This window comes from Comamonas humi (assembly GCF_054782535.1).
Map to the genome: position 1 here is coordinate 173288 of NZ_BAAGSH010000004.1, position 24226 is coordinate 197513.

Annotated in this window: 25 protein-coding genes and 1 riboswitch; of the genes, 19 read left to right on the plus strand and 6 right to left on the minus strand. The window is 69.8% G+C overall.

The window, feature by feature from the left end; genetic code table 11:
- Positions 1-111: 111 nt before the first annotated feature.
- Together hemN and ACYVKR_RS03740 are read left to right on the plus strand one after the other, a co-directional pair.
- On the plus strand, positions 112-1491 hold the full coding sequence (gene hemN / locus ACYVKR_RS03735; RefSeq protein WP_460479453.1) for an oxygen-independent coproporphyrinogen III oxidase: 1380 nt from the start codon (positions 112-114) through the stop codon (positions 1489-1491).
- A gap of 2 nt (positions 1492-1493) precedes the next feature.
- Entirely contained in the window at positions 1494-2216 is a 723-nt protein-coding gene (locus tag ACYVKR_RS03740) for an urease accessory protein UreH domain-containing protein (RefSeq protein ID WP_460479454.1), read from the plus strand.
- 100 nt (positions 2217-2316) lie between these two features.
- Here ACYVKR_RS03740 and ACYVKR_RS03745 read toward each other — a convergent pair whose 3' ends face one another.
- From ACYVKR_RS03745 to ACYVKR_RS03755, 3 genes are all read right to left on the minus strand, one after another.
- Complete coding sequence (locus ACYVKR_RS03745) at positions 2317-3144, minus strand: sulfite exporter TauE/SafE family protein (RefSeq protein WP_460479455.1); 828 nt, start codon at positions 3142-3144, stop codon at positions 2317-2319.
- 315 nt (positions 3145-3459) lie between these two features.
- Entirely contained in the window at positions 3460-3819 is a 360-nt protein-coding gene (locus ACYVKR_RS03750) for a cell division protein ZapA (RefSeq protein ID WP_460479456.1), read from the minus strand.
- A complete protein-coding gene (locus ACYVKR_RS03755) occupies positions 3816-4034 on the minus strand; it encodes a DUF904 domain-containing protein (protein WP_460479457.1) in 219 nt (72 codons plus the stop codon). Before ACYVKR_RS03755 ends, ACYVKR_RS03750 begins: the two co-directional genes overlap by 4 nt.
- A gap of 39 nt (positions 4035-4073) precedes the next feature.
- Positions 4074-4325: riboswitch (cobalamin riboswitch) on the plus strand.
- Between the two features lie 93 nt (positions 4326-4418).
- Between ACYVKR_RS03755 and ACYVKR_RS03760 the strand changes: the two genes are divergently transcribed.
- The 15 genes from ACYVKR_RS03760 (at position 4419) to ACYVKR_RS03830 (ending at position 18331) form a co-directional block, all read left to right on the plus strand.
- A complete protein-coding gene (locus tag ACYVKR_RS03760) occupies positions 4419-6272 on the plus strand; it encodes a TonB-dependent receptor family protein (RefSeq protein ID WP_460479458.1) in 1854 nt (617 codons plus the stop codon).
- On the plus strand, positions 6272-7615 hold the full coding sequence (locus tag ACYVKR_RS03765) for a hydrogenobyrinic/cobyrinic acid a,c-diamide synthase (RefSeq protein ID WP_460479459.1): 1344 nt from the start codon (positions 6272-6274) through the stop codon (positions 7613-7615). Before ACYVKR_RS03760 ends, ACYVKR_RS03765 begins: the two co-directional genes overlap by 1 nt.
- Positions 7616-7620: 5 nt before the next feature.
- Positions 7621-8205 (plus strand): bifunctional adenosylcobinamide kinase/adenosylcobinamide-phosphate guanylyltransferase, encoded by a 585-nt coding sequence (locus ACYVKR_RS03770; RefSeq protein ID WP_460479566.1) that lies wholly within the window; start codon positions 7621-7623, stop codon positions 8203-8205.
- 425 nt (positions 8206-8630) lie between these two features.
- Positions 8631-9533, plus strand: coding sequence for an ABC transporter substrate-binding protein (locus ACYVKR_RS03775; protein ID WP_460479460.1), 903 nt, complete (start codon positions 8631-8633; stop codon positions 9531-9533).
- Positions 9534-9547: 14 nt separating this feature from the next.
- The gene (locus tag ACYVKR_RS03780) at positions 9548-10555 is read left to right on the plus strand and encodes a FecCD family ABC transporter permease (protein WP_460479567.1); all 1008 of its coding nucleotides are present in this window, start codon (positions 9548-9550) and stop codon (positions 10553-10555) included.
- Between the two features lie 8 nt (positions 10556-10563).
- On the plus strand, positions 10564-11349 hold the full coding sequence (locus ACYVKR_RS03785; protein WP_460479461.1) for an ABC transporter ATP-binding protein: 786 nt from the start codon (positions 10564-10566) through the stop codon (positions 11347-11349).
- A gap of 15 nt (positions 11350-11364) precedes the next feature.
- Positions 11365-11934 (plus strand): cob(I)yrinic acid a,c-diamide adenosyltransferase, encoded by a 570-nt coding sequence (gene cobO, locus ACYVKR_RS03790; RefSeq protein ID WP_460479462.1) that lies wholly within the window; start codon positions 11365-11367, stop codon positions 11932-11934.
- A gap of 4 nt (positions 11935-11938) precedes the next feature.
- On the plus strand, positions 11939-12445 hold the full coding sequence (locus tag ACYVKR_RS03795) for a methylated-DNA--[protein]-cysteine S-methyltransferase (protein WP_460479463.1): 507 nt from the start codon (positions 11939-11941) through the stop codon (positions 12443-12445).
- A 66-nt stretch (positions 12446-12511) separates the two neighbouring features.
- On the plus strand, positions 12512-13186 hold the full coding sequence (gene bluB / locus ACYVKR_RS03800) for a 5,6-dimethylbenzimidazole synthase (protein WP_460479568.1): 675 nt from the start codon (positions 12512-12514) through the stop codon (positions 13184-13186).
- The gene (gene cbiB, locus ACYVKR_RS03805) at positions 13183-14259 is read left to right on the plus strand and encodes a CobD/CbiB family cobalamin biosynthesis protein (RefSeq protein WP_460479464.1); all 1077 of its coding nucleotides are present in this window, start codon (positions 13183-13185) and stop codon (positions 14257-14259) included. Before bluB ends, cbiB begins: the two co-directional genes overlap by 4 nt.
- Complete coding sequence (locus ACYVKR_RS03810) at positions 14252-15217, plus strand: aminotransferase class I/II-fold pyridoxal phosphate-dependent enzyme (protein WP_460479465.1); 966 nt, start codon at positions 14252-14254, stop codon at positions 15215-15217. Before cbiB ends, ACYVKR_RS03810 begins: the two co-directional genes overlap by 8 nt.
- Positions 15218-15254: 37 nt before the next feature.
- Positions 15255-16061 carry a HipA family kinase gene (locus tag ACYVKR_RS03815; protein WP_460479466.1) on the plus strand — a complete coding sequence of 269 codons (807 nt, stop codon included), beginning with the start codon at positions 15255-15257 and terminating at the stop codon, positions 16059-16061.
- Positions 16048-16455 (plus strand): DUF3037 domain-containing protein, encoded by a 408-nt coding sequence (locus tag ACYVKR_RS03820; protein ID WP_460479467.1) that lies wholly within the window; start codon positions 16048-16050, stop codon positions 16453-16455. The genes ACYVKR_RS03815 and ACYVKR_RS03820 overlap by 14 nt, the downstream gene beginning before the upstream one ends.
- Positions 16452-17894 carry a cobyric acid synthase gene (locus tag ACYVKR_RS03825; protein WP_460479468.1) on the plus strand — a complete coding sequence of 481 codons (1443 nt, stop codon included), beginning with the start codon at positions 16452-16454 and terminating at the stop codon, positions 17892-17894. Before ACYVKR_RS03820 ends, ACYVKR_RS03825 begins: the two co-directional genes overlap by 4 nt.
- Positions 17895-17980: 86 nt before the next feature.
- A complete protein-coding gene (locus tag ACYVKR_RS03830) occupies positions 17981-18331 on the plus strand; it encodes a hypothetical protein (RefSeq protein ID WP_460479469.1) in 351 nt (116 codons plus the stop codon).
- Positions 18332-18424: 93 nt separating this feature from the next.
- On the opposite strand, the gene otnI is transcribed toward ACYVKR_RS03830, so the two are convergent.
- Both otnI and ACYVKR_RS03840 read right to left on the minus strand, forming a co-directional pair.
- Positions 18425-19222, minus strand: coding sequence for a hydroxypyruvate isomerase family protein (gene otnI, locus ACYVKR_RS03835; protein ID WP_460479470.1), 798 nt, complete (start codon positions 19220-19222; stop codon positions 18425-18427).
- Between the two features lie 115 nt (positions 19223-19337).
- Positions 19338-19937, minus strand: a complete 600-nt coding sequence (locus ACYVKR_RS03840) for an IMPACT family protein (protein WP_460479471.1) — start codon at positions 19935-19937, stop codon at positions 19338-19340.
- Positions 19938-20141: 204 nt separating this feature from the next.
- Here ACYVKR_RS03840 and ACYVKR_RS03845 point away from each other — a divergent pair, with 204 nt between their 5' ends.
- Entirely contained in the window at positions 20142-20324 is a 183-nt protein-coding gene (locus tag ACYVKR_RS03845; protein ID WP_460479472.1) for a hypothetical protein, read from the plus strand.
- A 203-nt stretch (positions 20325-20527) separates the two neighbouring features.
- Positions 20528-22963: a YgiQ family radical SAM protein gene (locus tag ACYVKR_RS03850; RefSeq protein WP_460479473.1), complete on the plus strand. Its 2436-nt coding sequence runs from the start codon at positions 20528-20530 to the stop codon at positions 22961-22963.
- A 10-nt stretch (positions 22964-22973) separates the two neighbouring features.
- Here the strand turns inward: ACYVKR_RS03850 and ACYVKR_RS03855 are convergent, their stop codons facing one another.
- Entirely contained in the window at positions 22974-24122 is a 1149-nt protein-coding gene (locus ACYVKR_RS03855; RefSeq protein WP_460479474.1) for an FAD-dependent monooxygenase, read from the minus strand.
- Positions 24123-24226: the final 104 nt, after the last annotated feature.

Here is a 24226-nt window from a genome sequence, read left to right on the forward strand (position 1 = left end):
CCCGGAGCCTGTGTATCCGTATTGTGAACCAAGGCCCCGGAATCCTTCTTGATCTGCATCAAGGACGGCGGGCGCGTCCCGGTGCACAGTAAAAAAATGGAAGACGCCCCGATGATTGCCCTGACGCCCGAACTGCTGCGCCGCTTCGATGTGCCTGGCCCGCGCTACACCTCGTACCCGACCGCCGACCGCTTCGTCGAGGCCTTCGGCGCCGGCGACTACATCCTCGCGCTCGAGCAGCGCCGCACGCACACGGGCCGGGCGCAGCCGCTGTCGGTCTACGTGCACATCCCGTTCTGCGAGTCGCTGTGCTACTACTGCGCCTGCAACAAGATCGTCACCAGGCACCACGAGCGCGGCGACCAGTACCTCGACTACCTGGAGCGCGAGCTCGACCTGCACGTGCAGCACAGCGGCCCCGACCAGGCCGTGAGCCAGCTGCACCTGGGCGGCGGCACGCCCACCTTCCTCAGCGACGCGGGGCTGGTGCGTCTGATGGACCTGCTGCGCCGCCGCCTGCGCCTGGTGCCCGGCGGCGAATACTCCATCGAGATCGACCCGCGCACCGTGACCCGCGAGCGCCTGCAGCTGCTCGCCGGCCTGGGCTTCAACCGCCTGAGCTTCGGCGTGCAGGACTTCGAGCCCGCCGTGCAGAAGGCTGTGCACCGCGAGCAGGAGGCCGGCCAGGTGTTCGAGCTGGTGCGCGCCGCGCGCGAACTGGGCTTCGAGTCCATCAACGTCGACCTGATCTACGGCCTGCCGCTGCAGACGCCGCAGAGCTTTGCCCGCACCATGGCGCTGGTGCGCGAGCTGCGCCCCGACCGCATCGCGCTCTATGCCTACGCCCACCTGCCCGAGCGCTTCAAGGCCCAGCGGCGCATCGCCACGGCCGATTTGCCCGCGCCGGCCGACAAGCTCGCCATGCTGGCCCAGGCCGTCGCGGCGCTGCAGGCCGGCGGCTACGTCTACATCGGCATGGACCACTTCGCGCTGCCGCAGGACGCGCTGGCCGTCGCCAAGCGCCAGGGCCGGCTGCACCGCAACTTCCAGGGCTACAGCACCTATCCCGACTGCGACCTGCTGGCCCTGGGCGTCTCGGCCATCGGCCGCATCGGCGCCACCTACAGCCAGAACGCCAAGACGCTGGACGAGTACTACGACCTGATCGACCAGGGCCAGATCCCCGTGGTGCGCGGGCTGGCGCTGTCGCGCGACGACCTCATCCGCCGCGCCGTCATCATGGCGCTGATGTGCCAGGGCAACCTCGTCGTCGAATCCATCGAGCAGGCCTGGCTGATCGACTTCGGCCGCTACTTCGCGCCCGAGCTGGCGCAGTTGCAGGCCATGCAGGCCCAGGGCCTGGTGCAGGTGGGCAGCGACGAGATCGCCGTCACCGAAATGGGCTGGTACTTCGTGCGCGGCATCGCCCTGGTGTTCGACCGCTACCTGCAGGCCGACCGCAACCGCGCGCGGTTCTCCAAGATCATCTGACCATGCTGTGGGGCGTGCTCGGCACCGCATTGCTGATGGGGCTCGCCGGCGGGCCCCACTGCCTGGCCATGTGCGCCGCGCCCTGCGCCCGCATCGCCGCGCCGCAGCGCGCCCAGCCCCTGGTCTGGGTGCCCGCCGGCATGCCGGCGGCGCTGCCGCAGGCGGATGCCATGCGCCTCGCGGCCCTGCATGCCGGCCGGCTCGCCGGCTACGCGGCCTTGGGCGCGCTGGCGGCCACGGCCATCAGCGGCTTTGCGCAGGGCGTGCAATGGGCCGCGGCGCTGCGCCCCGCCTGGGCGCTGCTGCAGCTGCTGGTGCTGCTGTGGGGGCTGACGCTGCTGGTCTGGGCGCGCCAGCCGGCATGGATGGAGCGGGCCAGCCGGCGCCTGTGGGCTCGTGTGCAGCAGGGCCTGGCCACGCGCGGCCGCGTGCTGGCGCTGGGCCTGGCCTGGGCCTGCCTGCCGTGCGGCCTGCTGTACTCGGCGGTGGCGGTGGCGGCGCTCACGGGCAGCGCCGCCGGCGGTGCCGCGGCCATGCTGGCCTTCGGTGCGGGCGGCACGCTGTGGCTGGTGCTCGGCCCCTGGCTGCTGGCGCGCGCGGGCAGGGCGGCCAACGCCTGGCGGCAGGACCTGGGCGCCCGCCTGGCCGGCGCGGTGCTGGTGCTGATGAGCGGCTGGGCGCTGTGGATGCACGCGCTGCAGCGCGGGCCGGTGCTGTGGTGCTAGCTATCAAAAAAGAAGCTGCTGGCGCTTGATATTCAAGGAGTGTGGGTGTGAATGGCTCTGCATTCCTTGATGGATGAGCGCAAGATGCTCTCTTTTTTGATCAGTGCACCAGCCCCATCGCGCTCTTGTAGAGCATGTAGCTGGCCAGCGCCAGCAGCAGGCAGGCGAACACCTGCTTGAGCTTTGCCACCGGCAGCTGGTGCGCTGCCTTGGCGCCCAGCGGTGCGGTCAGCACGCTGCACACGGCCACCGACACCAGGCCCGGCAGCCAGATGTAGCCGATGGCGCCCGGCGGCAGCCCCTGCAGGTGCAGGCCCGCAGCCAGGAAGCCGAGCACGTTCGTCACCGCGATCGGAAAGCCCAGCGCCGCACTGGTCGCCACCGCATTGTGGATGGGCACGCGGCACCAGGTCATGAACGGCACGCTGATGAAGGCGCCGCCCGCGCCCAGCAGGCCCGACAGGCAGCCGATCACGCCGCCCGCGCCCAGTTGCCCCAGCGTGCCCGGCATGTCGCGCGCGCGCTGGGTCTCGCTCTTGAAGAACATGCGCAGCGCCGAATAGCCCACGAACAGCCCGAAGAACATGCCCAGGTAGCTGCCCTTGAGCACCGCGAAGATGCCCAGGCTGGCCACCAGCCCGCCGAGCACGATGCCGGGCGCCAGGCGCCAGACGATGTCCCAGCGCACCGCGCCGCGCCGGTGGTGCGCGCGCACGCTGGAGGCCGAGGTGAACATGATGGTCGCCATCGACGTTGCGATCGCCATCTTGATCGCCAGCTCTGGCTCGACCGACTGGCGCCCGAGCAGGTAGCTCATGAACGGCACCAGGATCATGCCGCCGCCGATGCCCAGCAGCCCCGCGAGAAAACCGGCCACTAGGCCCAGGCCGGCCAGCATGGCGATCGTGGAGGGATCAATCAGGGACATGGGGATTGCGCAAAAGAACAAAGGCCACCGGAGCCGGTGGCCTTTGCAGGGCATGAGAGGTGTTCGCAACATCCACCGGGCGGTTGTCCTGAACCGGGGGTTCAGGTGGGCGAGGGCAGCTCGACGTTGGGTTCATCTGACGCGAGACGATCACGCTCGAGGAGCAATGTACCAAGCCCATGCTACGTATAGCATTGGTTCAAGGAACTTAAAACCCAGCAGCGCTGCGAACGACTCCATTGTATGCGCTGCGAAGGGGCCTTCCGGGCAAACGGATTTATCAGCGCCGTAAGCCTGGTTAAATTTCTAAACTTGCTATTTCAGCGCCGAATCCAGGCGCTCGAGCAGGGCCTGCATGCGCGGCTCGTCGAGGTCCAGCGTGGCCTGCGCGACGGGCTCGGGCGCAGGCACCGGTGCAGGCTGGGGAGCCGCCGCGGCTTCGGCCGCCGCCGCTTCGGCTGCCGCAGCCGCCGCCTGGGATTCGAGCAGGTCGAAGGCGATGTTCAGCGCCGCCAGCACCGCGATCTTCTCGCGGCCGCGGATCTTGCCGGTGTCGCGGATGCCGCACATCGCCGCATCCACATGCTTGACGGCCGTCTGCAGGCGCTCCTCCTGGCCTTCAGGGCAGCCCAGCATGTAGCTCTGCTGCATGATGTGTACTTCCATCTGCTTCATACGTCATCCTGTTCGAAGGTCTTGGGCAGGCGCTCGATCATCGCGTCCACGCGCGCTCGCGCCGCGTTCAGCCGCGATTGTAAGGAGTCGCGCTCCTGGGTGAGCGTGGCGACCTGCTCCTGCAGCTGTGCATGGGCGCGTTGCAGGGCTTCGTGGCGGGCCAGCAGGGCTTCTGCCCGTTCCAGTATCAAGTCCAAAGACGACGTGGTGACCATAGGGAGACAGTGAATTAAGTAGGAGCGACCGCGAACGGCGATAAAATTGTATCCGTTGGTGCTCGCCGCAATGGTTCACAGCGCGGCAGTTCAACGGGAAGCAGGGAAGTGTGCCGGTCTTTCGGCCGGTTGCCACTCAACCTGCGCTGCCCCCGCAACGGTAAGCGACTGATAGCGTTGTGACGCTATCTGCAGCCACATTCTAGCCACTGAACACCTTGAACAAGTGCTTGGGAAGGCGTGTGCTGTAACGTCGCCAGCCCGGATACCGGCCAACGATGTGGATGACGCGCCTTTTCGCCCGGCGAGGGCAGGGCGAGCATCCTTGTTTCCCATTTGCCGGCGGGGAGGCCGGCGCGGGTCATTCTGATTTCCCTGTTCCCCATGAGTCCGATTTCTCTGCCGCCCCGCGCGTGTGCCGCGCTGCGCCTGTCCGCCATTTCCGTCGCCGCGCTGGCGCTTTGCTCGCCCGCGCTGGCGCAGGACGGCGGCGCCCCGCTGTCCGAAATGGTGGTCACCGCCAACCGCACCGCACAGCCGCTGTCCGACCTGGTGGCCGATATGTCCATCGTCGACCGCGAGACCATCGAGCGCGCCGGCCCCAGCGGCGTGGCCGATGTGCTCTCGCGCCTGCCGGGCATCGAGATGGTGCGCAACGGCGGCCCCGGCGCCACCACCAGCCTGTATTTGCGCGGTGCCGATACACGTTTTACGGCCGTATACATCGACGGCGTGCGCATCGATTCGCAGTCCACCGGCGGCGCCTCGTGGCAGGCCATTCCGCTGTCGGTGATCGACCGCATCGAGGTGCTGCGCGGCCCGGCGGCCGCGGTCTACGGCTCGGACGCGATGGGCGGCGTGGTGCAGATCTTCACCAGGAAAGGCGAAGGCGCGCCGCAGCCCTATGTGGGCATGGGCCTGGGCAACCGCGGCACCTTCACCGCCGAGGCTGGCGTGAGCGGCGGTGCGGATGGCTGGGACTACGCCATCGGCCTGGCGCGCGCGCAGTCGCACGGCTTCAACGCCCGCACCGTGGCCACCGCCAACCCCGACGACGACGGCTACCGCAACAATGCCGTGTTCGGACGCCTGGGCTACCAGATCAACCGCCAGCACCGCGTCGAGGCGACCCTGCTGTCCTCGACCATGAACTCGGGCTACGACGCATCGAAGCCCCCGGTCGACGACCGCAGCATCAGCAAGCTGCAGACCCTGGGCCTGAACTGGCAGGCGCAGTGGACCTCGGAGTACAGCACCAAGCTGCAGTACACGCAGTCGCGCGACGAGTACGAGACCCGGCCCTCGCCCTACCTCACCGACACGCGCCTGCAGAACTACCTGTTCCAGAACGAATACCGGCGCGGCATCCACACGCTGACGGCGGCGCTGGAGCGCCGCGAGGACAAGCTGGAGAACGGCGACATCGACCGCAAGCGCTTCCAGAACGCGCTGGCGCTGGGCTGGGGCCTGCGCAGCGGTGCGCACACGGCGCAGTTCAACCTGCGCCATGACCGCGACAGCGAGTTCGGCGGCAAGACCACCGGCAGCGCCTCGTACGGCTACGAGTTCATGCCGCACTGGCGCGCCACGGTCTCGGCGGGCACGGCCTTTCGCGCGCCGACGCTGTACCAGCGCTTCAGTATGTACGGCGACCCGTCGCTCACGCCCGAGCAGGGCCGCAATGCCGAACTGGGGCTGCGCTGGGCCGACGGCCACGACAGCTTCTCGGCCACCGTCTACCGCAACCGCGTGCGCAACCTCATCAACTGGGTGGGCGGCACCGGCACCTGCGCGGGCAATGAGGGCCCGTTCGGCGGCTGCTACGCCAGCGTGGGCCGCGCGGTCTATGAAGGCGTGACGCTGGCCGGCGGCACGCGCGTCGGCATGGTGAACCTGCGCGCCTCGGTGGACTTCCAGAACCCGCACGACCTGGACACCGGCAAGATGCTGGCCCGCCGCGCCAAGCGCCGCGCCACGCTGTCGGCCGACACCACGCTGGCGGGCTGGACGCTGGGCGGTGAGCTGCAGGCCAACGGCCAGCGCTACGACGACGCGGCCAACACCAAGGTGCTGGGCGGCTACACGCTGCTGAACCTGACGGCGAGCACGCAGCTGGGCAAGGACTTCAGCCTGGTCGCGCGGCTGAACAACCTGGCCGACAAGAAGTACGAACTGGCCCGCACCTACGCCACCGAAGGCCGCTCGGTCTACGTGGGCGTGCGCTGGGCGCCCCGCTGATGGCGCGCTGCGTCGCCCTGCTGGTGGCGGCCATGGCCTCGGGCCAGGGCAAGACCACGACCACCGCCGCGCTGGCGCGCCTGCACCGGCGCCAGGGGCGGCGCGTGCAGGTGTTCAAGTGCGGGCCGGACTTCCTCGATCCGCACTGGCTGCAGCTGGCCAGCCGCGCGCCGGTGCATGCGCTGGACCGCTGGATGACCGGCGAGGCCGACGTGCGCCAGCGCCTGCATGCGGCGGCCGAGAGCTGCGACCTGATTCTGGTCGAAGGCGTGATGGGGCTGTTCGACGGCCCGAGCAGTGCCGCCGACCTGGCCAAGGCACTGGGCATTCCGGTGCTGGCGGTGATCGACGCCTCGGCCATGGCCGGCAGCTTTGGCGCCGTGGCGCACGGGCTGCGGCACTACGACGAGGCACTTCCGCTGGCCGGCGTGCTGGCCAACCGCGTCGCGGGCGAGCACCACGCCGAACTGCTGCGCCAAGGCCTGCGCGAGCCGGACCTGTGGCTGGGCGCACTGCCGCGGGTGTCCATCGACGAAAGCGCCCGCCTGCTGCCCGAGCGGCACCTGGGCCTGATCGCCGCGCAGGAGCTGCCCGATGCCGAGCGGCGGCTCGACGCTGCCGCCGACGCACTGGCGCAGACCCCGCTGGGCGCCAAGCCCTGGGCTGCCTGGCAGGCCGACTGGTCGGTGGAATTCGCGCCACCGGCCGAGCCGGCGCCTGCGCCGCCGCGCCTGCTGGCCGGCCGCCGCGTGGCCGTGGCGCGCGACGCGGCCTTCAATTTCATCTACGCGGCCAACCTCGACTGCCTGCAGGCCATGGGGGCCGAGCTGCGTTTCTTCTCGCCGCTGGCGGGCGAGCGCCTGCCGGCCTGCGACGCGCTGTGGCTGCCCGGCGGCTACCCCGAGCTGCATGCGGCGGCGCTGCAGGCCAACACCGGCCTGCAGCTCGACCTGCAAAGCCACGTGGAGCAGGGCCGGCCCGTCTGGGCCGAGTGCGGTGGCATGGTGGCGCTGTGCGAAGGGCTGAGCGACGCCGATGGCCATCGGCACGCGCTGTGGCAGTTGCTGCCCGGGCAGGCCACGATGCAGAAGCGCCTGGCCGGGCTGGGCATGCAGCAGCTGCAGACACCGTGGGGCCTGCTGCGCGGCCACACTTTCCACTATTCGAAGCTGGCCAGCGATGCGCAGGTGCTGGCGCGTTCCAGCCGCCCGGGGCAGGAGCCGCGCGCCGATGCGGGCGAGGCCCTGTACCGGCACGGCAGCATCCATGCCAGCTATTTCCATGCCTGGTTCCCTTCATGCCCCGAGGCGGTGGCCGGGCTGCTGGGAGCCGTGCCACCATGACGGCCATGGACACATTGATCGATCCGAAGCTTCGCGCCTTGCTGCTGGGCGGCCAGAAAAGCGGCAAGTCGCGTCGCGCCGAGCTGCTGGCCGCGCAATGGCTGGCCCAGCAGCCAGGTCATGAAGCCCTGCTGGTCGCCACGGCCACCGCCTGGGATGGCGAGATGCGCGCGCGCATCGCCCGCCACCAGCGCGACCGCGCGGAGCGCGTGCCAGGCATGGCCACCATCGAGGAGCCGCGTGACCTCGCCGCCGCGCTGGCTGCGCACAGTGCGCCGCACCGCCTGTTGGTGGTGGATTGCCTGACGCTGTGGCTCACCAACTGGCTGATGCCGGCGCCCGAGGATTTGAAGCAAAATATGCCCCCAGCGCAAGCGTGGCAAGCGCAGGAGGCTCTCTTTTTGGAAGCGTTGCAGCAGGCACGCGGGCCGGTGGTGCTGGTCGGCAACGAGATCGGCCTGGGCGTGATTCCGCTCGGGAGCGAGGTGCGGGCCTTCGTCGATGCGCTGGGGACGCTGAACCAGCGGGTGGCGGCGGTGTGCAATCGGGTGACGTTGATGGCGGCGGGCTTGCCGTTGCAATTGAAATGATGAATTTTTTCATGGCTGTGGTGGCGCGGTTTTCCGAGGCGGGGAAGGTGCTTTGGCATGCACGCTCCGTGCCCTGCCTTTCTCGGCACGGCGAGAGGCGCGGAGGGCAACCTCAGGGGCCGAGCGAAGCGATGGCCCGGCCAGTCTCCCCACCCCTTCTGGCTGCGCCTGGGGCGGGGCGTTTGCGGGGTGGCATGCGCGTCGGAGCGCGCATGCTTCGTTATCTGACTCGCCGCGGTTGTTCGAACGGAGCGCCCTTGGGCGCGAAGAGAGTTCTGCGGCGCACCCCGCAAACGTCACGCCACAGGTTGCCCCAACGCAAGGCGTTGGGGTCGCAGACAGCAGGGCCTGCTTCTTTTGCCTACTTTTCTTGCAGGAGCAAGAAAAGTAGGTCGGCCGCCGGGCCGAAACCCCGGCTCCTGTCCATGGATTCGTTCAAAGCATTTTTCTCTGCATTGGCACTGTGCGCCGCCGCAACCTCCGCCACCGCCGTGCAACTGATCGCCCCCCAGGCCGTCACCGACGACCGCGGCCGCACCGTCCAGTTGCCCGCCAATCCCCAGCGCATCGTCAGCATGCTCCCTTCGCTGACCGAGGGCGTCTGCGCGCTGCAGCTGTGCGACCGGCTGGTGGGCGTGGACCGGTTCTCGAACTGGCCCGAGTCGGTGCGCAAGCTGCCGGTGCTGGGCGGCGGGGTGGACCCGAACGTCGAGGCCGTGGTGGCGGCGCGGCCCGATGTGGTGCTGCTGTCGCGGGCCGCGGCCGTCAAGGTGGCTCAGCGCCTGGAGTCGCTGGGCCTCACCGTGGTGGTGACCGATGTGAACTCGCAGCAGGGCGTGCACAAGGCGCTGCTGCGGCTGGCGCGCCTGCTGGGCGTGCCCGAGGCCGAGGCGGAAAAGGTCTGGCGCGAGATCAATGCCGGCGTCGAGGCCGCGGCGCAGTCCATGCCCGCATCGGCGAAGAACGCCCGCGTGTACTTCGAGGTGAGCCGCGGGCCGTATGCGGCCGGGCCGCAGTCCTTCATCGGCGAGACGCTGGCGCGCCTGGGCGTGCGCAACGTGGTGCCGCCCGAGCTGGGGCCGTTTCCGCGCCTGAGCCCGGAATTCCTGCTGCGCGCCAACCCCGACGTCATCATGATGGGCAGCCGCAGCATGCAGGTGGCCACCTCGTACCCGGGCTGGGAACACCTCGCGGCCGTCAAGGGCCAGCGCGTCTGCATCTTCCCGCAGGAAGAGGCCGACATCATCGTGCGCCCCGGCCCGCGCATGGCCGAGGCCGCGCGGCTGATGGCCGGCTGCCTGACGGAAAAACTGGGCACCGGCAAGTGAACGCTACGCACGACATGGGCCCGGGCCTGGCCCGCAGCCGCTGGCTGGCACTGGTGCTGGCGGTGCTGACCGCGCTGCTGCTGGCCGTGGGCGCCAGCGTGGGCAGCACCGGCTGGGAGAGCGTGCTGCGCATGCGCGATGACCCGGTGGCCTGGCAGATCGTGACCGACATCCGCCTGCCGCGCTCGGCCGGCGCCTGGTTGGCCGGCGCACTGCTGGGCCTGGCGGGCGCGGTGGCGCAGGGGCTGTTCCGCAACCCGCTGGCCGAGCCATACCTGCTGGGCAGCGCCTCGGGCGCGGCACTGGGCAGCGCCATCGGCCTGGTGGCCATGGGCACGGCGCTCACCGGGCTGGACATCTGGCACCGCCTGGGCATGACCGGCATGGCCTTCGCGGGCGCCGCTGGCGCCGTGCTGCTCACGGTGACGCTGGCGCGCAATGTGCAGAGTACGCTGCGCCTGCTGCTGGCGGGCGTGATCGTCGGCGTGGTGCTGGGCGCCGTGCGCGACCTGATCGAGCTGCGCCATCCCGACATCCTGCAGGCCATGCAGAGCTTCGTGCTCGGCACCTCGGCCTTCGTGGGCTGGAGCGGCTGCGCGCTGATGCTGGCCGTGTGGCTGCTGTGCTCGCTGGCGGCCTGGGCCTTCTCGCGCGTGCTCGACGGGCTGACGCTGGGCGAGGCCACGGCGCACAGCCTGGGCCTGCCGCTGGCGCCCATGCGCTACGGCCTGGTGCTGGTGCTGGCGCTGGCCACGGGCACCTCGGTGGCGCAGACCGGGCTGATCGCCTTCGTGGGCCTGGCCGCGCCGCACCTGGTGCGCAGCCTGGTGCGCGTGGGGCACGGCCGCAGCCTGCTGCTGGCCAGCGTCATGGGCGGCGTGCTGCTGCTGGCGGCCGACATCCTGGCGCGCTGGCTGATTGCGCCGCAGGAGCTGCCGGTGGGCGTGCTCACCGCGGCGCTGGGCGGCACCTACCTGCTGTGGCGCATGCACCGCCGCACAGCGGGCGGAGGCCTGGGATGAGCGCCGCCATGACCAAGATCGCCATCGCCGCCGAGCACATCGGGGCGCAGGTGCACCACAAGCCCATCCTGCACGACGTGACGGTGCGCCTGGGCGCGGGGCGCTGGACCAGCATCGTCGGCCCCAACGGCGCGGGCAAGTCCTCGCTGCTCAAGGTGCTGTGCGGGCTGTGGCCGGTACATTCGCTGCAGGGCGGGGTGCAGTTGCTGGACCAGCCCTTGCAGGGCTGGCCGCGCCAGCAGCGCGCGCGCGCGCTGGCCTGGCTGGGCCAGAACGAGACCGCCACCGACGAGCTGACCAGCTACGACGTGGCCATGCTCGGCCGGTTGCCGCACCAGGCCTGGCTGGCCTCGCCCAGCGACGAGGACCACGCCGTGGTGCGCCAGTGCCTGCAGGCCACCCAGGCCTGGGACTGGCGCCACCGGCCGCTGGCCGAGCTGTCGGGCGGCGAGCGCCAGCGCGTGCTGCTGGCCCGGGCCCTGGCCGTGCAGGCCCAGGTGCTGTTGATGGACGAGCCGCTGGCCAACCTCGACCCGCCGCACCAGACCGATTGGATGCTCATCGTGCGCGAGCTGGTGACCCAGGGCACCAGCGTGGTCAGCGTGCTGCACGAGCTGTCGGTGGCGCTGCAGGCCGACGACATGCTCATCATGCAGGCCGGCCGGGCCGTGCACCACGGCGCCTGCGCCGACCCCGCCACCCATGCGGCGCTGGAGGCCGTGTTCGAGCATCGCATCCAGGTGCGGCAGCTCGACGGCCAGTGGCTGGCCATCCCGCGCATGGCGCGCCATTGATTGAAAGAGGAAACCATGCAGATCGAAACTCCCCCCACCGAAAAGCCCTACGAGAAGCCCGAGGGCGAACGCCGCGGCCTGGTCATCGTCAACACCGGCGATGGCAAGGGCAAGAGCACGGCGGCCTTCGGCCTGGCCTTCCGCGCCACCGGCCGCGGCAAGGCCGTGAAGGTGTTCCAGTTCATGAAGGTGCCCACGGCGCGCTTCGGCGAGCACCGCCTGGCCGAGCAGGTGGGTCTGCCCATTGAAGGTCTGGGCGACGGCTTCAGCTGGAAGAGCAAGGACCTGGACCAGTCGGGCCAGCTCGCGCGCGACGGCTGGGAAAAGGCCAAGGCCGCGATCCTGTCGGGCGAGTACTTCCTGGTGGTGCTCGACGAGGTCACCTACCCGCTGATCTACGGCTGGCTGCCGCTGCAGGAGGTGCTCGACACCCTGGCCGCGCGGCCGAAGGACGTGCACGTCTGCCTCACCGGCCGGCGCTGCCCGCAGGAGATCATCGACATCGCCGACACGGTGACCGAGATGAAGCTCGTCAAGCACGCCTTCCAGGCCGGCATTCCGGCGCAGCGCGGCATCGAGGACTGAGGCCGTGGCCTTGCTCCGCCGCCACCTGCCCACGCCGCTGGGCGAGATGCTGGCCGTGGCGTCGGGGCAGGGGCTGTGCATGCTCGAATTCGACGTGCCGCAGCGCGTGGCACGCGAGCTGGCCCAGGTCGAGGCCGCGCGCGGCGGCGCTGCGCAGGCGGGTCGCAACGCGGTGCTTGACCAGTTGGCCGCAGAGCTGGCGGAGTATTTTGCGGGGCAGCGGCAGGTCTTCGGCGTGCCGCTCGACCTGGTCGGCACGCCGTTCCAGGTCGGCGCCTGGCAGGCGCTGCTGCAGATTCCGTACGGCCGCACGCGCAGCTATGCCGAGCAGGCGCGCGCCATCGGCCGGCCTACGGCCACGCGCGCCGTGGCGGCGGCCAACGGGCAGAACAAGGTCTCCATCGTCGTGCCCTGCCACCGCCTGGTTGGCAGCGACGGCAGCCTCACCGGCTTTGGCGGCGGGCTGCCGCGCAAGCGCGCACTGCTGACGCTGGAGGGCGGGGCGGCCTGAGCCGCCCGCCGCATAAAGGCTCACAATCGAACCATGGCCGATACACCTCTTCCTCCCGCCCATTCCATGCACCCCGCGACGATCGCCGCCACGCCCTTCACCGAGGCCGAGCGCGCCGCCGTCTACCGCGCCATCTACGAGCGCCGCGACATGCGCCACTTTGCCGGCGGCACCGTGGCCGAGGACGTGCTGCTGCGCCTGCTGCGCGCCGCGCACCATGCGCCCAGCGTGGGTTTCATGCAGCCGTGGCGCTTCATCCGCGTCAAGAGCCGCGCGCTGCGCCAGGGCATCCATGCGCTGGTCGAGGAAGAGCGCGTGCGCACCGCCCACGCGCTGGGCGAGCGCGAGGAAGACTTCATGAAGCTCAAGGTGCAGGGCGTGCTCGATGCGGCCGAGGTGCTGGTGGTGGCCATGCCGCCGGGGCGCGAGGCGCACATCTTCGGCCGCCGCACGCTGCCCGAGATGGACATCGCCAGCACCGCCTGCGCCATCCAGAACCTGTGGCTGGCCGTGCGCGCCGAGGGCCTGGGCATGGGCTGGGTGTCGATCTTCGAGCCGCAGGCGCTGGCCGCGCTGCTGCACATGCCGGCGGGCGCGCATCCGCTGGGCGTGCTGTGCCTGGGCCCCGTCGATGCCTACTACGCCGAGCCCATGCTGCAGCAGGAGAAATGGGCCTGCCGCGCGCCGCTGGGCGACATGCTGATGGACGACGTCTGGACCGAGGAACCGCCCGCGGCATGACGGCGATCACGTGGACGGAGCTGCTGGCCTGGTCGTTCAGCCCGCTGGGCTGGCTATACAGGGCGCTCACGGCTGCGCCGGATGCGGCCGTCCTATGGTCGCAGAACGTGCTGTGCGCGCTGATCGCCGTGCTGGTGGCGCTGGCGCTGGACCGGCTCTGGGGCGAGCCACCCGCGTGGCTGCACCCCGTGGTCTACATGGGCAAAGCGCTCGGTGCCATAGGAAAAATAATAGCGCCTCGCGCTGATCATCCAAGGGATTGGGCGCGATTTATATTGGGAATGATTGCCTGGTGCGCGCTAGCAGCTATTATTTTTGCTCTTTACTGGCTGATCCTCTTTGTGCTGCCGTATCAGCCCTGGTGGCTGGCCGGCGTGTGCATGGGCGTGCTGCTCAAGCCGCTGCTGGCCTGGCGCATGCTGAAGGACGAGGTGCTGGCCGTCGAGGCCGCGCTGCAGCAGTCGCTGCCGGCGGGCCGTGAGCGGCTATCGTGGCTGGTGAGCCGCGACACCGCGCAGCTCGACGCCGCCACGGTGCGCGAGAGCGCCATCGAGACCCTGGCCGAGAACCTCTGCGACTCCGTCATCGCGCCGCTGTTCTGGTTCGCCGTTGCCGGCCTGCCGGGCGCGGCCGTCTACCGCCTGGCCAACACGGCCGACGCCATGTGGGGCTACCCCGGCTGGCGCGGTGAAGGCGCCCAGCGCCGCCACTGGCAGTGGGCCGGCAAGTGGGCGGCGCGGGCCGACGATGTGCTCAACTGGATTCCGGCGCGCCTCACGGCCGCATGGCTGGCGCTGGTGGCCGGCGGCGTGCCCTGGCAGGCGCTGCGGCGCGATGCGCGCGTGACGCCGTCGCCCAACGGCGGCTGGCCCATGGGCGCGATGGCGCTGGCGCTGGGCGTGCGCCTGTCCAAGCCCGGGGTGTACCAGCTCCATGCGCAGGGCGCGGCGCCCGGCTCCGCCGATTTGCAGCGGGCCGTGCATCTGGCATCCAAAGTAATTGCGGCGCAGGTGGGGTGCGCGCTGGCAGCTATCGTTTTGATGGCAATGTGGTTCGGAGCGCTCCATGGCTGAGGGCATGCACGGCGGCACCGATGCGCTGGGCGTGCCGGCGCACGACTTCTCTACCAACCGCAACGCCTGCGGGCCGTGCCCCGTGGCCATGGAAGCGCTGCAGGCCGCGCATGCGGCGCAGTACCCCGATCCGCGCTACACCAGCCTGCGCGCGCGGCTCGCGGCCTTCCACGCGGTGGCAGTGCGGCGCATCCTGATCGGCGGCAGCAGCAGCGAGCTGATCCACCGCCTCACCCAGCATGCGGCGCGCAGCGGCGCCCAGGCTGTCGCGCTGCCCCGGCACCACTATGGCGACTACGCCCAGGCGGCGCGCGTCTGGGGATTGCAGCCGTCCGCGCCCGGCGAACTGCACTGGCTCTGCGAGCCGTCGAGCCCGCTGGGGCAACTGGAGGCATTCCCGGCGCCCGCAGCCGGCGGCTGGCAGGTGCTCGACTGCGCCTACCGCCCGCTGTGGCTCGAAGGCGGGCCGCCGCAACGGAATCTGGACCACGTGTGGCAGCTATGGACGCCCAACAAGGCCCTGGGCATGACGGGCGTGCGCGCCGCGTATGCGATTGCGCCGCTGCACGCCACGGACGACGAGCTGGACACACTGCGCGAGCTGGCGCCATCGTGGGTGGTCGGCGCGCACGGCGTGGCCCTGCTCGAAGCCTGGACGAGCGACGCCGCGCAGCAGTGGCTGGCGCACAGCCTGCCGACGCTGCGCGACTGGAAGCGCCGGCAGCTCGCGCTGTGCGAGCGGCTGGGCTGGCAGATCATCCCCGGCCACCAGGCCAATTACTTTGTGGCGCGCCTGCCTTTGACCGAAGAATGCATGCAGCAGCGCCTGGCGAGCCTGCGCGCGCAGGGCACCAAGCTGCGTGACTGCGCCAGTTTCGGTCTGCCCGGCCACGTGCGCCTGGGCGTGCTGCCACCCGCATCGCAGGCCGCGCTGGAGCAGGCCTGGGGCAGCCCATGAACCCGTTCATCCTCTAACCAAGACGCTACCATTTCGCATGGACTTACCCATTCCCTCCTTGCGCTCCGTTGTCGTGGAGCGCTACGTGACCCCCTTGCGCGAAGGCGGCTCCATGCCGGCCGTGGTCGAGGCCGATGACCTCGGCCTGTATGTGCTCAAGTTCCGCGGCGCCGGGCAGGGCGTGCGCGCCCTGATGGCCGAGTTGATCGCCGGCGGCATCGCGCGGGCGCTCGGCCTGCCCATTCCCGAGATCGTGCTGGCCACGCTCGATGCCAAGCTGGCGCAGACCGAGCCCGACCCCGAGATCCAGGACCTGATCCGCGCCAGCGACGGCCTGAACGTCGGGCTGGACTACCTGCCGGGATCGGTGAACTTCGACCCCGCGGTCGATAGGGTCGACAGCGACTTCGCGTCGCGCCTGGTGTGGTTCGACACGCTGGTGAGCAATGTCGACCGCACCGCGCGCAACACCAACCTGCTGGTGTGGCAGCGCCAGCCCTGGCTGATCGACCACGGCGCCACGCTGACCTTTCACCACGCCTGGGAAGGGCGGGTGGCCGACCCCGGCAAGCCCTATGCGCCCATCGCCGAGCATGTGCTGCTGCCGCAGGCCACGCAGCTGGCACAGGTCGACGAGGCGCTGGCGCAGCGGCTCACGCCCGCGGTGCTGCAGGCCATCCTGGCGGCCGTGCCCGACTGCTTTCTGGACCAGGCGGCGCAGGACCGCCAGGGCGATGCGCTGGCCGACCCGCAGGCCCACCGCGCCGCGTATGTGGATTATTTTCTGGCCCGGCTGCAGGACCGTGGCCGCTGGTTGCAAGGAGCCATCGATGCACGCGCCTGATGTGTATGACTACGCGGTCGTGCGCGTGGTGCCGCGCGTGGAGCGCGAGGAGTTCGTCAACGCCGGCGTGATCGTCTCGTGCCAGCGCAGCGGCTACCTGCAGGCCGCCATGGCGCTGGACGAGGCGCGGCTGCTGGCGCTCGACCCTGGGGTCGACCTGGAGACGGTGTACCGCCACCTGGGCAGCATCATCGCCATCTGCGAGGGCCGGCCCGAGGGCGGGCCGATCGCGCAGCTGCCGTTCCGCGCGCGCTTCCACTGGCTCACGGCCAGGCGCAGCAGCATCATCCAGACCTCGGCCGTGCACACCGGCCTGTGCCTGCATGGCGACCATGCGCTCGAGCGCATCCTGCAGCGCATGGTGCTGCCCCTGCAACCCAAGGTGCGCGCATGACGGCGTGGTGCGTGATGGTGCTGGGCACCAGCAGCGGCGCCGGCAAGAGCTGGGTGGCCACGGCGCTGTGCGCCTGGTACCGGGCGCAGGGCTACAAGGTCGCGCCCTTCAAGGCGCAGAACATGAGCAACAACGCGCGCGTCGTCGCCACGCCCGATGGCCAATGGGGCGAGATCGGCACTGCGCAGTACCTGCAGGCGCTGGCCGCGGGCGCGGTGCCCGACGTGCGCATGAACCCGCTGCTGCTCAAGCCCGAGGCCGACACGCATAGCCAGGTCGTGCTGTTCGGCCAGGTGGACGAGGCCCTCAGCCGCATGCCCTGGCGCGGCCGCAGCCTGACGGTCTGGCCGCAGATCGCCCAGGCGCTGGACGAGCTGCGCGCCGAGAACGACGTGGTGGTAATCGAGGGCGCGGGCTCGCCCGCCGAGATCAACCTGCATGCCAGCGACGTGGTCAACATGCGCGTAGCCCGGCACTGCGACGCGCACTGCCTGCTGGTGGCCGACATCGACCGCGGCGGCGCGTTTGCGCACCTGTACGGCACCTGGGCGCTGCTGCCGCCCGAGGAGCGGACGCTGATCAAGGGTTTCGTGCTCAACAAGTTCCGCGGCGACGCGAGCCTGCTCGCGCCCGCGCCGCAGATGCTGCAGGAGCTGACGGGCGTACCCACCGTGGCCACCATCCCCATGCAGTTCCACCACGGCCTGCCCGAGGAGGACGGCGTCTTCGACGAGCGCTCCACCGCCACCGGCGCCGTCCACACCACCATCGCCGTCGTGGCCTATCCGCGCATCAGCAACCTCGACGAGTTCCAGCCGCTCAAGGCCGTGCCCGGCGTGCGCCTGGTATGGGCGCGCTCGCCGGCCGAGCTGCAGGCGGCCGACTGGATCATCCTGCCCGGCTCCAAGGCCACCGCCAGCGACCTGCAGTGGCTGCGCCGCCAGGGGCTGGACGCGGCCATCTGCGCGCATGCGGCCCGGGGCGGGCGGGTGCTGGGCATCTGCGGCGGCCTGCAGATGCTGGGCGAGGCGCTGATCGACCCGCACGGCATCGACGGCAACGCCGCCGGCCTGGGGCTGCTGCCGCTGGCCACGCTGTTCGACCAGGCCAAGACCGTGCAGCCCAGCCGCGTGCAGTTGCCCGCGCTGCAATCGCCGTGGCAGGCGCTGTCGGGCGTGCAGGCCGAGGGCTACGAGATCCACCACGGCGTGACCCGGCTGCGCGCCGACATGCAGGCGGCCGGCGACCGCGCCACCGAGCTGCTGCCCGGCCTGGCCTGGCAGGGCGCGAACCCGGCGGTGCTGGGCACCTACATGCATGGCTGGTTCGAGTGCCCGGCGGTGCTGCACGCGCTGTTCGGCGCCCAGGCGCCCACGCTGGACACGGTGTTCGCGCGCATGGCCGAAGGCGTGTCCGAGTGGTTCGGCGACGCCTTGTAGTCCGTATCTGGCGCGGCCTGTGAATCCCGGCTGACGCCGGGGCCGCGCGCCGGGAAGCATGCTTGGGTGATTCAAGGAGGTCACCCATGACAAACATCTGGATCCGTTCCCTGCAGACCGTGGCCGTTGCCGCCGCCCTGGCCGTGGTCGGCACCGCCAGCGCCGATGCGGCGCAGCACGCCAAGAAACCCGCTGCCTCCCAGCGCCACGACCGCAGCGGCCCGAACGGCGAGCCGGCCAACGCCGACCGCCTGGCCAACCCCGTGGGCACGCCCGACGACTTTGCCCGCAACGCCGTGGCGCGCTGCTCGGCCTTCAAGACCCAGGAAGACCAGCGCGCCTGCGTGGAGCGCGTGCGCCAGCCCGTCACCGACGGCAGCGTGGGCGGCGGCGGCGTGCTGCGCGAGTACACCTACACCGTGCCGGCCAACCAGTAGGCACGCGCTCAGCCATCACTCCTGAAAAAATAGCTTCCAGCGCACGGCAGACGGGCGCTGGAAGCTATTTTCATTGGTATTTCTTGGTGGCGTTCAAAGCCAGGGTTTCAGCCAGCCCAGCCCGTCGCGGGTGGCATGCGGCGCGGCGCCGCGCGCGGGCTTGTACTCGCAGCCTATCCAGCCATCCCAGCCCAGGCTGTCCAGCAGCCCAAACAGGTAGCGGTAGTTGATCTCGCCCACATCGGGCTCGTGGCGCTCGGGCACGCCGGCGATCTGGAAATGGCCGACGTTGCCCGTGGGCAGGTACTGGCGGATCTTCACGCCCAAGTCGCCTTCGACGATCTGGCAGTGGTACAGGTCCATCTGCACCTTGACATTGGGCTCGGCGATCTCGGCCACCAGCGCGTGGGCCTGGTCCTGGCGGCTCAGGAAGAAGCCGGGCATGTCGCGGCCGTTGATGGGCTCGAGCAGGATCTGTATGCCGTGGGGCGCGGCTTGCCGGGCGGCGTGGCGCACATTGGCCACGTAGGTGGCGTGCACCTGCGCGGCGTCGGCGCCCTGGGGCACGAGGCCGGCCATCACGTGGATGCGCGGGCAGCCCAGGGCGCGCGCGTATTCGACGGCCTGGTCAATACCTTCGCGGAATTCGGCCTCGCGTCCCGGCAGGCAGGCAAGGCCGCGCTCGCCCGCGTCCCAGTGGCCGGGCGGGGCGTTGAACAGCACCTGCTGCAGGCCATACTGCTGCAGCAGTTCGGCCAGCTGCGCGGATGGGTAGGCATAGGGGAAAAGGTATTCGACGGCCTTAAAGCCATCGCGGGCAGCGGCGGCAAAGCGATCGAGGAAGTCCACGTCGTTGTAGAGCATGGACAGGTTGGCGGCAAAGCGTGGCATGAGTTTCCTCTTGAAATGATAGCTGCTAGCACTTGTCAGGTAATGATTTCCAGTGTTTTATCTATTGAAAATAGCATGTGGAAAGCGCTGGCAGCTATGTTTTTTGCAGGGGCTGCTAGTCCGCGGCTTCGTCGGTCTCGAACCGCGCCTGCCCCTGCGTGGCACTGACGATGGCGGCGCGCAGCGCCTGCAGCTCGCGGTCGTTCACCCGCAGCAGCAGCAGCACGTCGGCGGCGTGCTGCACGTCAAGGATCTCGGCCTGCGCGTCGGCCGCGAGCCGGCGCACCAGGCCCTCGTGCGGGTAGGCGAAGCGGCAGCGCAGCTCGCTGAACGACTGCACCGGCAGCTTCTCGGCCGTCAGCAGCGCCTGCGCCACGGCGTCGGTGTAGGCGCGCACCAGGCCGCCGGCGCCCAGCTTCACGCCGCCGTAGTAGCGCACCACGGTGGCCAGCACGTTCTGCAGGTCCTGGTGGCGCAGCACGTTCAGCATCGGCCGCCCGGCGGTGCCGCTGGGTTCGCCGTCATCGTTGGCCGCGCCGTCGCTGCCGGCCAGCAGGGCCCAGCAGACGTGCGTGGCGGCGGGGTGCTCGGCGCGCAGCGCGTCGACGATCTGCTGCGCATGCGCTCGGTCGCGCACCGGCTGCACACAGCCGATGAAGCGGCTTTTCTTGATGAGCAGTTCGCAGTGGACGGGGTGCGCGAGGGAGAAAGGCATGCAGGCAGGCAAGTGGCAATTTTTTGCAATCGGAGAGGTCAACGCCGGCACATTGTCATGCGTTGTACACATGCCTCTGTTGCAATAACGGGGCGGACAGGTTGCATAGCCGGAGCAAGACATCTTACCCAGCAATCGAATGGCAAACGCGCACCTGTCGCAGAGTTGGTTGCCATTCGGTCGCGCATCATTTTCGGAGCCGCCATGCAGTCCCACCGCCACATCGCCGACGATGCCCTGAACGACCACGAATTCGGCCGCTCCGGCATGGAGCCGCCCACCTACGCGATGCAGATGCTGCCGCCCGCCAACCTGGGTGCGTCGGCCAACGACGGCGATGGCTATGTCGATCTCGCGCAGCGGGTGCGCGAAGGCGGCGAGTGGTAAGGCTCCCTCACTGAATCCGTATCGGCGCCGGGTGCCTCACCCGGCGCCGATTTGCTTGGGAGGCGGACACGGGTATACCCGTAAATGCACGCCAAACCGGGCGGCCCGGTAAAATACTCGCCCTCTACCGCCTGCGTCCGCCGCGCCCGTTTTGTGCGCTCGTTTGTGCGCCTGCGCGCCCACCCCTTGCCAGACCCTTTGCCATGAGCGCTCCCATCGACGTCTCCTTTTTCGAGCGCGCCGCCAAGCCGCTGACCAGCTACCGCCCCTACTGGGCCAAGCGCTTCGGCACGGCGCCGTTCCTGCCGATGAGCCGCGCCGAGATGGACCAGCTCGGCTGGGACAGCTGCGACATCATCCTAGTGACGGGCGATGCCTATGTCGACCACCCGAGCTTCGGCATGTCGGTGATCGGCCGCGTGCTGGAGGCGCAGGGCTTTCGCGTGGGCATCATCGCCCAGCCGGACTGGCAGAGCGCCGAGGCCTTCAAGGCGCTAGGCAAGCCCAACCTGTTCTGGGGCGTGACGGCGGGCAACATGGACTCGATGATCAACCGCTACACGGCGGACCGCAAGATCCGCTCGGACGACGCCTACACCCCCGGCGACGTGGGCGGCAAGCGGCCCGACCGCGCGGCCATCGTCTACAGCCAGCGCTGCCGCGAGGCCTACAAGGACGTGCCCATCGTGCTCGGCGGCATCGAGGGTAGCCTGCGCCGCATCGCCCACTACGACTACTGGAGCGACAAGGTGCGTCGCTCCATCGTGGTAGACAGCAAGTGCGACATCCTGCTCTACGGCAACGCCGAGCGGGCCCTGGTCGAGGTGGCGCACCGCATCGCGGCGCGCGAGCCGGTCGAGAGCATCACCGACGTGCGCGGCACGGCGTTCTTCCGCCGCGCGTCGGAAGAGGGTTGGTTCGAGGTCGACTCCACCATCGTGGACGAGCCCGGCGTGGTCGAGCCCCACATCAACCCCTACATGACGACCAGCGAGCAGGCCGAGGCCCAGGGCCAGGTCTGCTCCAAGGAAGAGGGCCAGGAAAAGGGAATGTTGTCGCAGGACGGCACTTCGGTGACGGACGTGCAACCCATCCAGTTCGTACCCAATCTCTCGCTGCGCGCCCGGGGCAAGCAGCCGCCGCGCGACAAGACCGTGCTGCGCCTGCCCAGCTACGAGCAGGTCAAGGCCGACCCCATCCTGTATGCGCACGCCAACCGCGTGCTGCACCTCGAGACCAACCCCGGCAACGCCCGCGCGCTGGTGCAGGCCCATGGCGAGGGCGCCACGGCGCGCGACGTGTGGCTGAACCCGCCGCCCATCCCGCTGACCACGGCCGAGATGGACTGGGTCTTCGGTCTGCCGTATGCACGCAGCCCGCACCCGAGCTACGCCGACGAGCAGGGCAGCCATGACGGCGCGACCAAGATCCCCGCCTGGGAGATGATCCGCACCTCGGTCAACATCATGCGTGGCTGCTTCGGCGGCTGCACCTTCTGCTCGATCACCGAGCACGAGGGCCGCATCATCCAGAGCCGTTCCGAGGACTCGATCATCCAGGAGGTCGAGGACATCCGCGACAAGGTCAAGGGCTTCACCGGCACCATCTCTGACCTGGGCGGCCCCACGGCCAACATGTACCGCCTGGGCTGCAAGAGCCCCGAGATCGAGGCCGCCTGCCGCAAGCCCAGCTGCGTCTTCCCCGGCATCTGCCAGAACCTGCACACCGACCATGGCCCGCTGATCAAGATCTACCGCCGTGCGCGCAAGCTGCCCGGCATCAAGAAGATCCTGATCGGCTCGGGCCTGCGCTACGACCTGGCCGTGAAGTCGCCCGAGTACGTGAAGGAGCTGGTGCAGCACCACGTGGGCGGCTACCTCAAGATCGCGCCCGAGCACACCGAGGCCGGCCCGCTGTCGAAGATGATGAAGCCTGGCATCGGCAGCTACGACCGCTTCAAGCAGCTGTTCGAGAGGTTCAGCGAAGAGGCGGGCAAGAAGCAGTACCTGATCCCGTACTTCATCGCCGCCCACCCGGGCACCAGCGACGAGGACATGATGAACCTCGCGGTCTGGCTCAAGAAGAACGGCTTCCGCGCCGACCAGGTGCAGACCTTCTACCCCAGCCCCATGGCCACCGCCACGGCCATGTACCACAGCGGCCGCAACACGCTCACCAAGGTGCGCCGCGAAATGCGCGACGCGCAGGAGGAGACCGTGGACATCGTGCGCGGCGAAAAGCGCCGCCGCCTGCACAAGGCCTTCCTGCGCTACCACGACCCGAACAACTGGCCGGTGCTGCGCGAGGCGCTCAAGGCCATGGGCCGGGCCGACCTGATCGGCAACGGCAAGCACCACTTGATCCCCACCTTCCAGCCGCTGGTGGACGGCAGCTACCAGAGCGCGCGCAAGAAGAACAGCACGCCCGGCGCGGCCAAGGGCGGCCAGGCCTACGCCATCAACAAGGATGGCAAGCCCGTGGCGCTGGCGCCCCGCCGGCCGTCGCAGGAGCCCACGGGCGACGTGCGCTTCCGCCGCGAGGAGCCCAAGCCCGGCCGCATCCTGACCCAGCACACCGGGCTGCCGCCGCGGGCTGGCACCAAGGCGGGCAAACCCGGCGCCGGCCGCAAGCCGCGCTAGGCGCCTGGGGTCAGGCCGCTTCCAGCGGCACCTGCCAGGCGTCGTAGCCGTAGACCCAGTCGGCATTGCCGCCCTGGCGTAGCCAGTTGTTGCCGCGCGAGCCGATCTGGATCTGGCTGGCCCGCTCCATGCGCATGCGCTCGTAGCGAGCGAGCGCGGCCGTGACCTGTTCGGCGCTGGTGACTGCAGCCAGGTTGCGCGCCAGCACCACGCCATCCTCGATCGCCATGCCCGCGCCCTGGGCCATGAAGGGCATCATCGGGTGGCAGGCGTCGCCCAGCAGCGTCAGGTGGCCCTGCGACCAGCGCGGCAGCGGGTCGCGCTCGTACAGCGCCGTCTTGAGCACGCTGTCGCAAGCGTCGAGCAGGGCGCGCGCATCGGGGTGGAAATCAGCATAGAAGCCGCGCAGCTCCTCGACGCTGCCGGGCGTGGTCCACGATTCCTCATGCCACGAATCCTGCGCCGTGGTGGCGAAGATGAAGGTGTCGCGGCCCTGGTTCAGTGGGAAGGTCACGATCTGGCTCTCGGGCGTGGGGCCCCACCACTTGGTGAAGGCGCCGATGTTGGGCACCTGGCGCACCCGCTCGGTCGGCACCACGGCACGGAACGCGACCACGCCGGTGAAGCGCGGGCTCTCGACACCGAACATGGCGTTGCGCACCACGGAGTGGATGCCGTCGCCGCCGATCAGCACGTCCAGGCCGTCGGCCCGGTTGCCGTCCGTGAACGCGATGGAGACGCCGCCGGCGCCGTCGTCGATGCTCTGGGCGCGCTTGGCGAACTGCACCCGCTCGGCGGGAAAGGCATCGGCCAGCGCGGCCAGCAGGTCGGCGCGGTGGATGGTGAGCTGGGGCGCGCCGTACTTGCGCTCGGCCTCGTCGCCCATGGCCAGGCGCGAGGTCTCCTCGCCGCTGTCCCAGGTGCGGCTGATGCGGTGCGTGGGCCGCGCGGCCGAGGCGCGCACGTCGCGGGCAATGTTGGCGCCCAGGCCGTCCAGCGCACGCACGGCGTTGGGGGTGAGGTTGATGTCGGCGCCCACGCGCAGGAACTGTTTGCTCTGCTCGAAGACCGTCACGTCATGCCCTGCCTGGTGCAGGGCGTTGGCGGCAGCGAGGCCTCCGATGCCGGCGCCGACGACGCCGATTTTCAATGCGACCATGTGTTTTCTCCTGTATTCATAGGCCCGGAGGCCGGGTTCGTTGACGATGCTTCGTTAAGATGGGATTGTTCGGCAAGGGCGTCTGGCGCTCTACCGCCGAGAAG